Source organism: Chroococcidiopsis sp. TS-821 (genome assembly GCF_002939305.1).
GTDB lineage: Bacteria > Cyanobacteriota > Cyanobacteriia > Cyanobacteriales > Chroococcidiopsidaceae > Chroogloeocystis.
Window position 1 is genome coordinate 176,609 of sequence record NZ_MVDI01000002.1, and the last position, 13,179, is coordinate 189,787.

The following is a 13,179-nucleotide window of genomic DNA, read 5'->3' on the forward strand; positions in this document are numbered from 1 at the left end:
TATACAAATCATGGAGCGCGCGAGCGTTACTTGCAGCAAAGTATTCAACAGTAGTAACTTAATAAATTAATTGCTTTTTAAGCTGGTTGACAATGGATACCAAAAATAATTTTGCTCCATGAGGATTCTGATAGTCGAAGACGATCTTAGCCTTGCCGAAATTTTAGCAACAGCACTGATTGAGCAACGGTATGTAGTAGATACAGTAAGTGATGGGGAAGCCGCTTGGCAACAAGTCAAAACGGTTACGTACGATCTTATTGTTATGGATATGATGCTTCCCAAACTTGACGGAATCAGCTTATGTAAGCGGCTGCGTTCTCAAAGCTACGGAATTCCAGTACTGATGCTAACTGCTTTAAATAATATTGCAGATAAAGTTACAGGGCTAGATGCGGGGGCTGATGATTATGTCATCAAACCAGTAGATTTACAAGAATTATTTGCGCGGATTCGCGCGCTACTGCGACGAGGAAGCTCGCAAACGTCGCCAATTTTGGAATGGGATGGATTACAGCTAGATCCGAGTACGTACGAAGTCACCTACAAAGAAAAACCTTTGTACTTGACACCTAAAGAGTATAGTCTTCTCGAAGTGCTCTTACGTAATGGCAGGCGAGTTATTAGTCGTAGTGCCATTATTGAACATGTTTGGTCTTTGGAAGATCCGCCCGAAGAAGATACAGTCAAAGCGCATATCAAGACTTTGCGCCAAAAGCTTAAGTCTGTAGGAGCTGCGAGTGATTTTATTGAAACTGTTCACGGTGTCGGCTATCGCCTCAGACAACCCTTGCTACATCAATAGTTGATTCTATGTATTGCAAAGCTTATCAACAAAAGATTAAGTTTTCTATATTAAATTGATTTTTTGTGAGATTGAGGAACTTTTTTGAAGAATACCCGATTTCTTCACGATTTCTTCTCCCTTTTCTTCACGCGCAACTTGTAGGTTAAGTAACTAAGTCAGGTGATTGGCTGTTCATCAAAGCTAAAATCTCCTCATTGCCCTTCTTTATGATGCACTGGGTTAGCCCCTATATGCCTCTAGAGGTTAACCCAGAGTGCTTTCTCTCTAAAGATTTTCACATTGACAAAATATTAAATTTTAGAAACTTAACTCGATCCGCAAACTGCTCAATCCGCCTTGTTAAACTCCGATAGGAAGAGCGTTCGCTAGATATGCTCGCTGAAGATGAGGGAGCAAATATTTATGAAATCAGTAGATGACTTTAATAGCGACCACGTTGAACTCGATTGGTGGGCAGAAGTTATAACGACTCAACCGAATGTCATTTATTACTTTGGACCATTTGCGAGTAGAGAGGAAGCACAATGGTTTTTACCGGGTTACATCGAGGACATAGAACAAGAGGGCTGTCAAGAAATTCGCGTTCAAGTCAAGCAATGTCAGCCTACAGAACTAACAGTTGAAGAACAAATCTTAGTAGCTAGTGGCTAGCGATTAATGATTAGAGGCTCAAGAGTCAGAAAAACCTATTTGCGTCATACTTCTTAAGAAGCTTCTTTGACAAGCAAGTTCAGCAGCAAGCTGTATAGCGGCTTTCATGCTAGTAGCATCCGCAATTCCTTTACCTGCAATATCAAACGCTGTACCGTGATCCGGTGAAGTCCGTACAAAAGAAAGACCGATTGAAGTATTTACCGCACGGTCAAACGCAAGTTGTTTGACAGGAATTAAACCTTGGTCGTGATATAACGCAAGATAAGCGTCTGCAGCTTTTGCTGTATCGATAGTCCCATACCAAGCTTGACTGGGTTTTACCCACATCGTATCTGGCGGTATGGGACCATCTAATTGAATTTCGGGGCGATCGCATCTTTCTTTTTCCAACCAAGGAATGAGCCAGTCTTGTTCTTCGCGTCCGAGTTGTCCTGATTCTCCACTATGCGGATTTAATCCGGCGATCGCAATTCTGGGTTTTTCTATCCCAAAATCTTGCTGCAAACACTCCACGAGTAAGTCTAATTTATTCGCCAGCAATTCAGGGGTCAGTGTATCCGCAACTTGACGTAAAGGAATGTGCGTCGTCGCGAGTAATGTTCTCAGCGTCCAATTTGTGTGGGGCGATCGCGCAACAAACAACATTCCGTATCTTGTCACGCCCGAACTTTGCGCGAGTAACTCGGTTTGCCCAGGGTAATTGTAGCCCGCGGCTTTCCAAGCAGACTTAGCAATGGGACCTGTGACAATCGCCTCAAATTCACCGCTTTGCGTGCGGGCGATCGCGGCTTGCAAATAAGCAAAACTTGCAGCTCCACTAGCTGCATTACCGATTCCAGTAGTGATAGAATCTTCAGTATTAATATCTATAATTTTTAAATCTTCTGGATTTGCTAAATTGTCACGACAGTGCTGGCGTAACTGTTCGTAGGTTTTGAGGAGTTGAGTTTTACTGCCAACAACGGTGACATCGTATTTTTGCGGAAACTCTGGTTTGGCTAAAGCCTTTAAAATCACTTCTGGTCCTATACCAGCCGGATCGCCCAATGTCAAAGCCAAACGCGGACATGTTTCTGCACGAAGCAAATTCTGCTGCAACAAATACATACAAAAGTTTGAGTTAGCACCTCTAGATGATTGCGTATCAACTAACAAATAAGCAGAGTTATGTCACCGAACTGATTTAAAATACTTTACACTAGTCTAAATTTTTTTAGGAAGACACTGCCTCTTCCTGAGTTGTGGACTTTTTCATACTAGCTTACTGCAATTGACTTAGCGAAGGAGAATTATTATGGGCGAGATGTTTACAGCAACCATTTTGTGTCTCACTTTGATCCCTATCGGCATCGTTTTGGGTTTTCTCTTACTCAAAATTCAGGGAGGCGAAGGAAGCGAATTGTAGAGGACTCAGTGGTTAGTAGCTAGTGGTTAGTGGCTAGTAGTTAGTGTCAGGAGTGGCTAACAACTGGTAACTAGCAACTAGTAACTCGTGCTTCCCTGGCTTAAAAGTCGTCTCTCTCCTATTGTAAAGTTTTGTGACTACAATGAATTCTGATAGGATTTTATGAATAAAAGTTTAAGATTCATTGCTAATCCCTCATGACTATATTAGTTGTCGGTGCTACTGGCACCTTGGGAAGACAAGTAGTTCGCCGTGCTCTCGATGAGGGGTATAAGGTACGCTGTCTTGTAAGAAATCCTAAGAAAGCCACTTTTTTAAAAGAATGGGGCGCTGAACTGGTAGCCGGTAATTTGTGCTATCCAGATACTTTACCTCCAGCGCTTGCGGGTATAACTGCAATTATTGACGCAGCCACAGCTCGCGCTACCGATTCCCTGAGCATCAAACAAGTTGATTGGGAGGGGAAAGTCGCGCTTATCCAAGCAGCTAAAGCTGCTGGTGTCGAGCGTTATATATTCTTCTCGCTACTAGACGCAGATCGGCATCCTGATGTCCCGCTTATGGAAATCAAGCGATGTACTGAGCTATTTTTAGCAGAAGCTGGTTTAAACTATACGATTTTGCGACTCTGTGGCTTTATGCAGGGGTTGATTGGACAGTACGCAATTCCAATTTTGGAAGGACAAGCCGTATGGATTACAGGGGAGTCTTCGCCGATCGCCTACATGGATACGCAAGATATTGCTAAATTCGCGGTTCGCGCTCTGTCAGTTCCAGAAACAGAAAAACAAACTTTTCCAGTAGTCGGAACTCGTGCTTGGAGTGCGGAAGAAATTATTGATTTATGCGAACGGCTATCGGGTAAAGAGGCGCGCATTACGCGAATGCCAATCAATTTACTACGGACAATGCGCCGCGTACTCCGCTTTTTTCAATGGGGATGGAACGTTGCCGACCGCTTAGCTTTTACTGAAGTCTTAGCAAATGGCAAACCCTTGGATGCTCCCATGGAGGAAGTTTATCAAGTCTTTGGGTTAGATCCAACAGAAACCACAACCCTGGAAAGTTATATGCAAGAGTACTTTGCCAGAATATTGAAGAAATTGCGAGAACTCGATTACGAAAAAACCAAAACAAAAAAGAAGCAAACTCCCAAGAAAACGCCGTTTAAGAGTTAAAGAGGAGTGAGTGAATAGTTGCTAGTGCGTGAGTTTTAAATTGAAGTATTTTCTGAGCTCGACACTTCAGACTCTCTGAAAGAAACACCTCGCCTCTTGAGCAAAAATGTGCAAGGATCTAGCTAATAGTAAGCATTGCGGAAATCTGGACTTGTAGCGTGCCGAAAGCAGGCATTATTTACAACGACGTTAAACCGATTGCCGGTCGTGTTGCTAACGAACTGAAAGACAAGCTCATTGCAGCGGGTTGGGAAGTTTGTGTCACAACTGGTATCGGAGGGATTTTGGGTTACTCGAACCCAGAAAGTCCGGTGTGTCATACACCAATTGAAGGTCTCACTCCACCTGGTTTTGATGCGGAAATGAAATTTGCCATTGTCCTTGGCGGTGATGGCACAGTTTTAGCGGCTTCTCGTTTAGTAGCTCCTTGTGGCGTTCCGATCCTAACGGTCAATACAGGACACATGGGCTTTTTAACCGAAGCTTATGTCAATCAATTACCGCTAGTCATGGAACAAGTGATGGCGGGCAAATACGAGATTGAAGAACGGGCGATGTTAGCCGTTAAGGTATTGCGTCGCGGGGAATCCGTTCTTTGGGAAGCCTTGTGCTTAAACGAGATGGTACTACATCGCGAACCTTTGACATGTATGTGCCATTTTGAAATTGCGGTGGGACATCACGCGCCCGTAGACATTGCTGCAGATGGCGTTATTGTCTCGACTCCCACTGGTTCAACAGCGTATTCGTTGAGTGCGGGAGGACCAGTAGTCACGCCAGGAGTTCCTGTACTGCAGCTAGTTCCTATTTGTCCGCATTCGCTCGCGTCACGAGCGCTGGTTTTCGCTGATACCGAAACAGTAACAATTTCGAGTGCGAGCACAGATCGGTTGGTGATGGTGGTGGATGGCAATGCTGGCTGCTATGTTTTTCCTGAGGATCAGGTGAAATTAGCGCGATCGCAATACTCCGCGCGTTTTATCCGCCTGCAATCGCCTGAATTCTTTCGCATTTTACGCGAAAAGCTAGGTTGGGGGCTACCCCATATCGCCAAGCCGACTTCGGTAGAGTTGCCTTAGTAGTGGGCAATTTCTGTAAGGATATGAATATAATTAAGTGTTCGTGCTTAGTTTAGCCATGTGATAACTAAGCTATAACTAGAGGCAATCCTTCATTCGCGGATAGCGGCTTATGAGTACGGCAGAGGCTGAACGCAGTCCATGTGTTCTAGTAGTCGAAACTGATGAGACTTTAGCAGAGCAAGTGAGTCTTGACCTACAAGAATCAGGCTACGAAGCAGTAATTGCTACTGACGCTTATAGTGGGATGCAATACTCGCGAGAAATGCAACCTGCTTTGATTGTTGTAGATCGCATGCTCGCTGGCGAATCAGGGTTAGAGTTATGTACTCATCTGCGTAAAGCAGGAGCGCGCGTACCTGTATTAGTCTTGATGGCAAGAGATACAGTTGACGATCGCATAGCTTGTTTAGAAGCGGGAGCCGATGACTATTTTCTCAAACCTTACCGCTCGGAAGAATTTTTGCAGATGGTGCGCCTCTATTTACAACCTGATACAGGCGTAACCGAACAACTGCGCTTTGGCGATCTCGTTCTAGATTTAGGGACGCGTCGCGCTATTCGTCATGGCAAAGCGCTGGATCTGACAATGAAGGAGTTTGAACTGCTCAAGTATTTGATGGAACATCCGCGTGAAGTTTTAACTCGCGAACAAATTCTCGAAAATGTTTGGGGTTATGATTTCATGGGAGAATCGAATGTCATTGAAGTTTATATTCGTTATTTACGCCTCAAGATAGAAGACGAAGGACATAGACGTCTTATTCAAACCGTGCGGGGTGTGGGCTACGTTTTACGAGAATCGTAATTAGGGAACTCTGATGATGGAGAACCGCTCAAGAGCTATGAACGCAAATACTGGGAGTTATTAATAAAGTGAGTCGTGGTTCTACTGTCCTCGGCATAATTTTAGGAACTATGATGCTGGGTTGTTCCACACCAACGCCCGCAGTATCGCCAACCGTGACACCTCTGGCGCAACAATCTGTAAATGCTGGTCAAAAGCTGCCCATTACCGCCGTAGCAACGATCGCCGGACGTAAAATTAACTTGGAAGTCGCTCGGACACCTCAAGAACAAGCAATCGGATTAATGCATCGCGACACGATAGCCGACGATCGCGGAATGCTGTTTGTCTTCGAACCGGCGCGCCCAGTCGGTTTTTGGATGAAAAATGTCCGATTTCCGCTTGACATGATTTTTTTAGAAAATGGACGCGTGAAAGCGATCGCACCTGCTGTACCGCCTTGTCAAGCTGAACCCTGTCCGACGTATGGTCCCGAAACACCTGTTAATCAAGTAATTGAACTGCGTGGAGGACGCGCCGCTGAACTCGGAATTCGCGTCGGCGATCGTCTAGATATTCGCTTTTTAGACTCGTAAAACCTCAACGAGAAATTTTCCCTTAGCACATTATTTATAAAATGGGGGAAATTCCCCAACAAAAGTGTGGTGCTTTGACGCCAATCGAGGTAATATTTGATAGATTTGATAAAAAAACAAAATTATTGCTGCGCTCGTTTTTCCTGTGTAGAGCGTTACAATTCAAAAAAATCAAATTTGCACAAGTTAAACCCCAATCAGTCTTCTGGGAGAGTAAAATTCAGTAGCTAATATCCTCCTTGTTATAGGTGAACAATATTGCTGCATTAAAGTAAAAATAATCTTAATATATTTTGCTTTCCCTGGAATAAACTCACGAAGATTAGCAAGTTGCGCTAAAATTCTATTCCACATCGTATTGGTACTCTTTCTATATTAGGGAAACACGCAATAGCTAGTTTCACTGTCAATATAGAGTTAACAATTCACGAGTGGTATCGAGACAGACAAAAAACTGGCTAGCGAGTACTAGCTCATCATATGACAAATAACTCAAACTTAAACTTATATACAACGGAAGGTGAAATTATGTCACCCGCAAACTACTCAAAATTCATCGATTTTCTCCAAAAAGATTTATCGATATCTGCTGCTTCAATTGACGTCGCTTTACGCCATCGCGAGCAAGATCCAGGTCCATTACCCATGATTCTGTGGCAATATGGTCTAGTGACGTTAGATCAACTCAATCAAATCTACGATTGGTTGGAAAGCGCAGCAGTATAGCAATACTAAAAAAATCTGAAAAAGCGCCAAATGCTAGTTCAATTATGTCTATACACCCAAGTTATGCGTAGGTAGTAGCTAAAGGAGACGAACAATGTACTGGCAATCCATAGAGCGGGTAATACCCGCTCTTTTGATATCGCGATCTGCACGTCAAAACTGCGTACGCGAATGAGTAAGCCCCTCATCCTACGATTGAGCAAAAACCCTTGCTGCAGCAGCCACACCCGCACCAGGAGTGAAGTTTTCGTAACCGAGTTCGTGCATGGCAACTTCAAGTGCTGAAATCGCACTGAGAATATCGCGATCGCTCACAAAGCCCAGATGTCCGATCCGGAAAATTTTATTACTGAGGTGGTCTTGTCCGCCAGCTAAAGCAATATCAAAACGCTTTTTCATAATGGCACGCACCTGATCCGCTTCAATTCCTTCGGGTGCTACCGCAGTAATCGCAGGACTTCCACAATCATCGCTGACAAACAAAGGTAGATTTAAGCCTTTAATTCCAGCGCGGGTTGCATTCATTAATCTTTGATGGCGGGCGAAGATTCCTTCTAATCCCTCTTGCTTCATCATCCGCAGCGTTGCGTGTAAAGCAAAGATCATATTGACCGGTGGCGTAAACGGAGTTGTATTTTTCGCAGTTGCTTTGCGATATTTACCCAAATCGAGGTAGTAGCGGGGTAGTTTCGCGGTTTTGTACGCGTCCCAAGCTTTGGGGCTAACCGCAACGATTCCCAATCCTGGAGGAATCATGTAACCTTTTTGCGAGCCAGAAGCAACGACATCTAAACCCCAAGCATCCATTGGTACATTAACCGCACCCAAGCTTGTCACAGCATCGACAATAATCAGTGCTTCACCGTGATTTTTAACATGGCGGTTAATTGTTTCTAGGTCATTGAGTACGCCTGTTGATGTTTCGCTGTGCGTAACGACGACAGCTTTGATTTGTTTTTCTTTGTCAGCTTCAAGTTTTTCCGCAAACGCCTGCGGATCGAGGGGTTGTCCCCACTCAGCAGTTATTCTTTCGACATTCAAACTATAAGCTTCACCAACTTCCGCCCAGCGTTCGCCAAACTTACCGTTACAACCGACTAAAATGCGATCGCCAGGACTCAAAAAATTAATCATTCCAGCTTCGACTGCACCTGTACCGCTGGTTGTCAGCAGCATCACATCGCTTTGCGTTTGGTGCAGCCACTTAAGGTTTTCTGTCACCTCTGCCAAAATGTTGCTAAATTCACTGGTACGATGACCAATGGGGTGCTTGGCTAACGCGAGTAGCGCCGCCTCTGGTACCGGAGTGGGACCAGGAATCATCAGCATCAGCTTGTCTTGCATCGTTGTCCTACTGTTGTGCGAAGAGATAGGGGTTTCTCTAGGATTGCACAAGTTGAAAAGCTTGTACGATTTTGGGAAATCTTTTGATTATACCTGCAAAAGTGCGATCGCGGATACAGCTTAGTTCTCAACCAACATATGAAAAAATAGTACTATTTCAAAAAAGGTGGTAAATCAACCTTAGACGCGCGCTTTGCAGGCGCAGGTAAAGTTGACGCAACTTCGCGTGTTTTTTGTGTTATTGATTGCACCATTGTCAATAAAGGGGAAAGTTCGAGTAATCGTTCTGGCAAAAATCTTTCTATCACTTCTTTCAATTCGAGCGCCAGCGTCACACTTGCTAAATACTGCTCTTTCCAATAATGTACCGCAGCAACATACTCGCCAACTTGTTGCGATTGCTGGATAATTTGTTCTTGGAGAATTGCCGTTTGCTGAAGATTCTGATGTAACTCTTGTTGCAATTGCACCTGCGATTGTTGCTGTTGCAATTTGCTAATAACTTGCTTCTGTAAATTGGCAATTTCCTCGACTGCTGCTAGCTGTGCTTCGAGTAAAGCTTGAGTTTTCAGCTTTCTGCGCAATTCTGCTAAATACTTCAATGACTGCTCTAACGCTCGTTCTAGCTGATAAATGCGCTCCGATTGCTTTTGCTCGGTTTGATTATCAGAAGATATTTCGTTATAGCGATTCTTCGCGATCGCGTGCAAGTAACGCTCCGACCGATGCGCTTCACTCTGTATCAAATCTTGCTCTAACACGCTAGTTCTCCCGTCGATTGGGCTAACTGTCTGGTTTTTGATAAGTACTATCGCGGTCGCTTTATTTTAGTCAATGCCTAAAATTTATGCGATGTACGTACTATACATTTAGTCAGAAAATAAATCAGTCTCCGCATCGTCTAAAGTTTGTTAATCTAGCAGCATGATTCGCTCGCGTTTTCATTGAGGAGATGGCTTGTGAAGCAGTTAAACACCCACATTGAAATTAATGCTGCGGCTAGCAAGGTTTGGAAAATCTTGACTGACTTTGATAGTTATCCACAATGGAACCCGTTTATTCGCTTTGTGCGCGGTGAGGTGAAAAAAGGGGCGCGGCTAGAAGTACAACTGCAACCACCAGGGGGAAACCCGATGACATTTCGCCCCACAGTTTTGGTTGCTGAACCTGAACGAGAATTGCGTTGGTTAGGGCGGTTGCTTTTACCAGGAATTTTTGATGGCGAACATTGTTTTCAAATTGAGTCGCGAGACCGCGATCGCATTCGATTTATCCACAGCGAAGTTTTCTCAGGGTTACTCGTTCCCTTTTTAGCAAACAGCTTAGACACGAAAACTAAAAGTGGTTTTGAAAAGATGAATCAAGCACTCAAAGCCCGCGCAGAAAGTTGATTTTGCTACGCTACCAACGTTGCGTTAATCTCGTCGCAGCGTGAGTGACTCTGCGCTTTTGCTGACGACTTTAAACCCGAAACGCTCATAAAGCCGCAACGCCGGATTGTTGACTGAGACACTCAGCGAAATTGATGATTGTCCGCAATTGGAGCTAAATAAGTGAGTCAGCAGTTGGTGCCTACACCTTGACCGCGATATTCAGGATATACAGCAATGCTCAGTTCAGGCGTGCCATCATCTACATAACCATAACCTTTACGATTGCCTACGAGTAAGCGCAACCACACCGCGCCGATCGGTTGTTTTGTTATCGCATCGCTAGCGAGACCACAATCGCCTTCACGTCCCCAACCTCGAACATAACAAGCTTCTGGGAGGCTAACGACATCGCGCGGTGGCGCAGATTGCCCTTTGGGGATGTAAAGTGCCTGATACAACATTTCCCACAAAAACGGCTCATCTTCAATCATCAGCGGTCGAATAATGCAGTTCATCACCCTTCGTTTTTTCTTTTATTGATGATTCAGTGACCACCGCGATTCAATTGCAATTTGTGACTGCTGACAACTTTCTTCTAGCTGTTTCTGTTGCGCGGCGGCTTTACGCAGGGTAACGATCAGCTGATTCACTTGTTCGCGCAAAGTTGGATTTTGACTTGTTGCGGATAGTGTCTGTTGTTCTAATAGCTGCAACAAAAGTTCGTAGTGAATGGGGGAAGGAAGGGGAATTGTTTGCATGAAGAAGTTGATTTTGTCAGCTTACTGAGTTGTGAATAAAGCCGCGATCGCCGCTTGCGGATCGCTTTGCTTGACCAAAGATTCGCCAATGAGTACCGCTGCTGCGCCTGCACGAGCGACAACTTGTAGATCTGCGGGTGTATGCAATCCTGACTCGCTGACGACTAAGATATTCCGCGATCGCAACTCTTCACCGCGTGCTTCTAGTAACGCGCAAGTTGTCTGTAAATCTACGGTAAAATCTTCTAAGTTGCGATTATTTATACCAACTAATTGTACGCCATCAATTGCCAAAACGCGGTCAAGTTCCTGTAGGGTGTGAACTTCAACTAAAACTGCCATTTTTAAAGCAGTTGCAATTTTGACAAAGTATTGTAAATCCTGGTCGCTCAGAATTGCAGCAATCAACAGCACCGCATCCGCACCGCGAATTCGCGCCATGTACATTTGATACGGGTAGATAATGAAGTCTTTGCACAAAAGTGGTAGATCTACTGCACCACGAATCAAGGCAAGATTATTAAAACTGCCTTGAAAGAACTTTTCATCCGTCAGTACCGAAAGACAGCTAGCACCACCTTGCGCATACGATTGCGCGATCGCTACAGGGTCAAAATCTTCGCGAAAGACCCCCTTGCTTGGTGAAGCTTTTTTTACCTCGGCAATAAGTGCAGGGGTTGTTTTTCCTTGACGCAACGCACTCATAAAATCACGCGTTGGTGGCGCAGCAAGGGCTTTACGCTGAAGTTCGACTAAAGGGAGTTTTTCCCGCATTTGATCGACTTCAGTTTCTTTATGCCAGACAATTTTTTCTAAGATATTTTGTGGCTCAGCATCAGGCAGTGCAACCTGATAGCGCAAGTTGCGGATGTCTACAGATGGATTTGGTGGACGACGGCGAATTTGCATATTGGGGAATGGGGAATGGGAAATGGGTAATGGGTAATAGATATTTTTGCTGATGACCAATTACCAATTACCGATTAGCACTTTACTTAAGCGATCGCGCGTTTATAGGCTTCATCCAGCACTTCTGAAAGTGTGGGGTGGGCGTGGACGAGATGCGCCAAAGAATGGACAGATTGACGATTGGCGATCGCGGCGGAGGCTTCGTGAATTAAATCTGAGGCGTGCATTCCGATAATGTGAACTCCGAGGACTTCCCCAGTGTCTTTACGATACACGACCTTTGCGATACCGTCAGCTTCGCCTTCCGCGAGAGCTTTAGAATTACCTTTAAAGTACGTGCGGACTGCACCCACTTCAAATCCTTGTTCTTTACCCATGTCTTTCGCCGCAGTTTCGGTCATTCCTACATAGCTAATTTCAGGGTGCGTAAACGCAGCGGCGGGGATACTGCGATAGTCGATTTCTTTGTGACGCCCGCAGATATTTTCAACAGCAACGATACCTTGTGCAGAAGCCGCGTGCGCTAACATCATTTTGCCGTTCGCGTCGCCAATCGCCCACAGATGCGGTACAGGTTCACCCGCAGATAAAACTGCCATGCGATCGTCTACAGGAATAAAATTGCGGCGGTCAAGTTCGACGCCCACCGAATCTAAACCGAGGTTTTGCGTCACTGGGATGCGTCCCGTAGCAACCAAGCAAGCGTCTACTTCAATGACATCCACATCTTCTTTCGTTTTGAAGTCTGCAAGTTCAATAACTACAGGAGAACCAGGAATCACGCGCTTTGCATAAATTCCCACATACGTTTCGATATCGCGCGGTGTAATTAATATCCGCTCAGCGAGTTTGGCAATATCGCGGTCAAAGCCTGGCATAAGTTGGTCTAGGGCTTCAATCATTGTAATTTCACACCCCAGCGCCGAGTACACATCAGAAAATTCTAGCCCAATATAGCCGCTACCAATAATTGCTACCCAGTCGGGAAGCGATTCTAACTTGACGCCTTGGTCGCTTGTGAATACTGTTTTACCGTCTACTTCAATTCCTGGTGGAACAAACGGGACAGAACCAGGCGAAAGAATAATATCTTTGGCTGTAACGGTTTTTTCTCCGTTGTCGGTAGCGATTGTGACTTTTTGCTGTCCTGCGACTTTACCCCAACCGCGGATAATATCAACACCCAGACGCTTGAGGCTATTTGTCAAGTCACCCTGAATTTTGCTAACTAAGTTATTCGCGTGAGCGGCGATCGCTGCACGGTCAAACGTCACATCCCCAACATGAATTCCTAAAGCTTTGAGATGATGCGCATTGCGTAATTCTCGCACGCGACCAGCAGCAGCCAGTAGTGCTTTTGAGGGGATACAACCCCGATTGACACAGGTTCCACCCATATCCGCTGCTTCGACAATGGCGGTTTTCAATCCACAGCTGACTGCGTGTAAAGCCGCACCGTGTCCGCCGACTCCAGCGCCAATAATGACTAAATCGTAATCAAATGCTTCCTGACTCACCGCAGGTCTCCTCAAAGCGCGCGCGTTACTCTAACTTATTCTCAA

Annotated in this window: 16 protein-coding genes; 9 read left to right on the top strand and 7 right to left on the bottom strand. The window is 45.0% G+C overall.

Annotated features, from left to right (window positions below):
- Positions 1–118 precede the first annotated feature (118 nt).
- Together B1A85_RS08355 and B1A85_RS08360 are read left to right on the top strand one after the other, a co-directional pair.
- Positions 119–805 carry a response regulator transcription factor gene (locus tag B1A85_RS08355; RefSeq protein WP_104546455.1) on the top strand — a complete coding sequence of 229 codons (687 nt, stop codon included), beginning with the start codon at positions 119–121 and terminating at the stop codon, positions 803–805.
- Between the two features lie 405 nt (positions 806–1,210).
- Complete coding sequence (locus B1A85_RS08360; RefSeq protein ID WP_104546456.1) at positions 1,211–1,459, top strand: DUF1816 domain-containing protein; 249 nt, start codon at positions 1,211–1,213, stop codon at positions 1,457–1,459.
- An 18-nt stretch (positions 1,460–1,477) separates the two neighbouring features.
- Here the strand turns inward: B1A85_RS08360 and pdxA are convergent, their stop codons facing one another.
- Complete coding sequence (pdxA, locus tag B1A85_RS08365) at positions 1,478–2,569, bottom strand: 4-hydroxythreonine-4-phosphate dehydrogenase PdxA (protein WP_104546457.1); 1,092 nt, start codon at positions 2,567–2,569, stop codon at positions 1,478–1,480.
- Positions 2,570–2,756: 187 nt separating this feature from the next.
- On the opposite strand from pdxA, the gene B1A85_RS08370 reads away from it, so the two are divergent.
- From B1A85_RS08370 to B1A85_RS08400, 6 genes are all read left to right on the top strand, one after another.
- A complete protein-coding gene (locus tag B1A85_RS08370; protein WP_246841372.1) occupies positions 2,757–2,867 on the top strand; it encodes a PetM family cytochrome b6-f complex subunit 7 in 111 nt (36 codons plus the stop codon).
- A gap of 197 nt (positions 2,868–3,064) precedes the next feature.
- A complete protein-coding gene (locus tag B1A85_RS08375; RefSeq protein WP_104546459.1) occupies positions 3,065–4,045 on the top strand; it encodes an SDR family oxidoreductase in 981 nt (326 codons plus the stop codon).
- Positions 4,046–4,203: 158 nt separating this feature from the next.
- Positions 4,204–5,124, top strand: coding sequence for an NAD(+) kinase (locus B1A85_RS08380; RefSeq protein ID WP_104546460.1), 921 nt, complete (start codon positions 4,204–4,206; stop codon positions 5,122–5,124).
- Between the two features lie 112 nt (positions 5,125–5,236).
- Positions 5,237–5,932: a response regulator transcription factor NblR gene (nblR, locus tag B1A85_RS08385; RefSeq protein ID WP_104546461.1), complete on the top strand. Its 696-nt coding sequence runs from the start codon at positions 5,237–5,239 to the stop codon at positions 5,930–5,932.
- A gap of 68 nt (positions 5,933–6,000) precedes the next feature.
- Positions 6,001–6,507, top strand: coding sequence for a DUF192 domain-containing protein (locus tag B1A85_RS08390; RefSeq protein ID WP_104546462.1), 507 nt, complete (start codon positions 6,001–6,003; stop codon positions 6,505–6,507).
- A 528-nt stretch (positions 6,508–7,035) separates the two neighbouring features.
- Complete coding sequence (locus tag B1A85_RS08400) at positions 7,036–7,233, top strand: DUF2949 domain-containing protein (protein WP_104546829.1); 198 nt, start codon at positions 7,036–7,038, stop codon at positions 7,231–7,233.
- A 189-nt stretch (positions 7,234–7,422) separates the two neighbouring features.
- Here B1A85_RS08400 and B1A85_RS08405 read toward each other — a convergent pair whose 3' ends face one another.
- Positions 7,423–8,577 carry an alanine--glyoxylate aminotransferase family protein gene (locus tag B1A85_RS08405; protein WP_104546464.1) on the bottom strand — a complete coding sequence of 385 codons (1,155 nt, stop codon included), beginning with the start codon at positions 8,575–8,577 and terminating at the stop codon, positions 7,423–7,425.
- Between the two features lie 152 nt (positions 8,578–8,729).
- Complete coding sequence (locus B1A85_RS08410) at positions 8,730–9,338, bottom strand: hypothetical protein (RefSeq protein ID WP_104546465.1); 609 nt, start codon at positions 9,336–9,338, stop codon at positions 8,730–8,732.
- Positions 9,339–9,536: 198 nt separating this feature from the next.
- On the opposite strand from B1A85_RS08410, the gene B1A85_RS08415 reads away from it, so the two are divergent.
- Positions 9,537–9,968, top strand: coding sequence for an SRPBCC domain-containing protein (locus B1A85_RS08415; protein ID WP_104546466.1), 432 nt, complete (start codon positions 9,537–9,539; stop codon positions 9,966–9,968).
- A 167-nt stretch (positions 9,969–10,135) separates the two neighbouring features.
- Here the strand turns inward: B1A85_RS08415 and B1A85_RS08420 are convergent, their stop codons facing one another.
- The 4 genes from B1A85_RS08420 to lpdA all read right to left on the bottom strand — a co-directional run bounded on the left by B1A85_RS08420 (position 10,136) and on the right by lpdA (position 13,134).
- The gene (locus B1A85_RS08420; protein WP_210404310.1) at positions 10,136–10,465 is read right to left on the bottom strand and encodes a GNAT family N-acetyltransferase; all 330 of its coding nucleotides are present in this window, start codon (positions 10,463–10,465) and stop codon (positions 10,136–10,138) included.
- Positions 10,466–10,483: 18 nt separating this feature from the next.
- A complete protein-coding gene (locus tag B1A85_RS08425) occupies positions 10,484–10,708 on the bottom strand; it encodes a DUF5340 family protein (RefSeq protein WP_104546467.1) in 225 nt (74 codons plus the stop codon).
- Between the two features lie 21 nt (positions 10,709–10,729).
- On the bottom strand, positions 10,730–11,617 hold the full coding sequence (gene trpC, locus B1A85_RS08430; RefSeq protein WP_104546468.1) for an indole-3-glycerol phosphate synthase TrpC: 888 nt from the start codon (positions 11,615–11,617) through the stop codon (positions 10,730–10,732).
- Positions 11,618–11,703: 86 nt separating this feature from the next.
- Positions 11,704–13,134, bottom strand: coding sequence for a dihydrolipoyl dehydrogenase (lpdA, locus tag B1A85_RS08435; protein WP_104546469.1), 1,431 nt, complete (start codon positions 13,132–13,134; stop codon positions 11,704–11,706).
- Positions 13,135–13,179 lie beyond the last annotated feature (45 nt).